This is a genomic window from Mycobacterium sp. TH-M82, from assembly GCF_057473605.1.
On the sequence record NZ_JBYCKY010000634.1, the window covers coordinates 1 to 2,073 of the forward strand.

Annotated in this window: 2 protein-coding genes and 1 pseudogene; 1 reads left to right on the forward strand and 2 read right to left on the reverse strand. The window is 62.8% G+C overall.

Annotated elements, in window-relative coordinates:
• Positions 1–1,434: 1,434 nt before the first annotated feature.
• On the reverse strand, positions 1,435–1,797 hold the full coding sequence (locus AC2VON_RS18655; protein ID WP_486954292.1) for a hypothetical protein: 363 nt from the start codon (positions 1,795–1,797) through the stop codon (positions 1,435–1,437).
• Positions 1,794–1,937: a hypothetical protein gene (locus AC2VON_RS18660; protein WP_486954293.1), complete on the reverse strand. Its 144-nt coding sequence runs from the start codon at positions 1,935–1,937 to the stop codon at positions 1,794–1,796. Before AC2VON_RS18660 ends, AC2VON_RS18655 begins: the two co-directional genes overlap by 4 nt.
• 34 nt (positions 1,938–1,971) lie before the next feature.
• Here AC2VON_RS18660 and AC2VON_RS18665 point away from each other — a divergent pair.
• Positions 1,972–2,073, forward strand: a pseudogene (locus tag AC2VON_RS18665) (LLM class F420-dependent oxidoreductase); the annotation flags it as partial.

Genomic DNA, 2,073 nt, shown 5'->3' on the forward strand with positions numbered 1-2,073 from the left:
CGGTTGTTTGGCGCTGGCATCGTTGGCAGCGCATAAAAAAGGCCGTAGGATCGAAACCTACGGCCGTTTACCATCCCCCCAGGGTCATTGCACCGGGGGAGGTAGTTCGTGGCTTAGCGTTGAAGCTAGGGCCTAATACCAGCGTCCTACGAGGCGAGCATCATCGCTTTAACCGCGCGGTAGCGCCGGGCGTCGGCCCGGTAGGCGCGCTGCCGCTCACGTGACGTTTCCCGGTCGCACGCGCGGCACGCGCCGTTCGACGGGTACCGGTCGGCCGCTGACCGGATCGTGTGCCCGTGGACACAGTGGCTTGACCTTGACATGGTTGGTTCCTCTCCGGCGTCGCTGACGCCAGGACGTGTGCGGCCGCTGACCGCGTGGGTAAGTGCGGGCTGGCCGCAGACCAGTCCGTGGATTCTGAGTGTGTTCGCCGAAAAAAATCACCACCAGAGCGATAGCTCCGGTGGCACGGCGTCGGCGGGCTATGCCCGCCTAGCTGGGTCTTGACCTGTCTCATCCTTATATGGGCAAGATTTGCGTAGAAAATCTCGGTGGCATCGCAGACGGGTATGTCTCCCCGGGGTGGTCCTTCAATTGAATATGGGCATGAGCGCGCGGTTTGCTTCGTGCTCTGGCAGCCACCTGTGACGAACCTCACGACGGGTAGGCCCCTCGATCCCGGGACCGTCCCTCTTATTAGTAGGTGTGAATTTCTAAATTCCTCACACCGTATGCCCCCGTTTGTGACGGACCTCACGTCCGGGAACGTGCTCCCTACCCGCTCTCCCCCCTACACCCTTTAGTTAAAGAAGGGGAACATATCGACTGGTCACTTCGGCGTGTCGCCCTTACCGGGTATCGGCCTCGGAAACGTGATATCCAACCGGATTCTAATCCAGTCACCACACGTCAAGCACCGGATGCCAAGCGACTGCCCGGCGAGAGACCCGACCCTGCTTGACAGCAACGCCTCTGGAACGATGCTGAATCCCGCCCGTTCCTCATCTAGGAAGAACTCGGAGCTGCGAGCTGCCGCCCGCTTCTGATTACGCTCCCGCTCCCGCAACCGCCGCATCCGCCCGCGCGCTTTGTCGTCATGCGCTCGCACTCTCTTCGCCCGGCACTCCGCGCACGTCTTAGGCCAGCGACCCACGTGTGTAAACCCGTGCTTGTAGTGGCTCACGTCGCGGTGGACAGTCATAATCCGCTGGCACGTCTGGCAGCGGCCAACGTAGAACCGGTCACAACCGATCTGCACGAGATGCCCGTAGGTGGTGTCCCACGACTTAAACGCCTCACGGTTCTCAGACCGCCACTGCTCGATGTTGGCCGCTGACCGCTGTTTCTCGCCCTCCCACAGCAGCGCACGCATAGCAATTACGGACGGGCTTGGCCCGCGCCGAACTCTCGGGTAGCCGGGCGCGTCTATATCCCTCATCGCGTCAGCTCCGCTTCCAGTTCGACCAGCGGGCTCGGGCCGTAAGCGGCCAGCCCGTCCCGAAGCAACACCCTGCTCATCCACCAGGACGACTCGACGAGAGAACCGTCCCGCAAGTTGAACTCGCGCCGGTCCGCCAGCACCAGCCGGCGCCGCTCGATGTAGTCGACAACCGGCCGGTACGCGAGGCTGCCGTCGTGGGCGATCAACGGTGATCTGGTCACGACCATCATGTCGCCGTGCGCTATAGCTCTCACCAGCCCACCGTGCTGGTAGGCGAAGTCCGCGCCGTAGCTGGTGAGCGCGTCGGCCACCGAGCAGCGATCGTCCTCGGCTTGGTTGGCCCGTGTGGTGCTCATCGGTTGACATCCTCCGCCGTTGCGAAGATGCCTGCCAGCTCGTCGCGGGTATTCAGGTAATCCTCATACCCATTCGCCAGCTCGGCTGGCGATGCGTAGTAGTCGGCATACCGGCTAGCCCAAGCCTCGTAATCGCTCATCTCTGGTCCTCTCACCGTTTGTAACCGTGATTGCCACGGATACCAGCTACCCATGCTCGGCTCGCCCGACCAGCCGATGCTGGAGGCCTACACCGCCTTGGGGGCGCTGGCCACCGCCACCGAGCGGGTGCAACTG

Coding starts and splice junctions, on each gene's coding strand:
- AC2VON_RS18660 (WP_486954293.1), bottom strand. CDS start 1,937: ATGAGCGATTACGAGGCTTGGGCTAGCCGGTATGCCGACTACTACGCA.
- AC2VON_RS18655 (WP_486954292.1), bottom strand. CDS start 1,797: ATGAGCACCACACGGGCCAACCAAGCCGAGGACGATCGCTGCTCGGTG.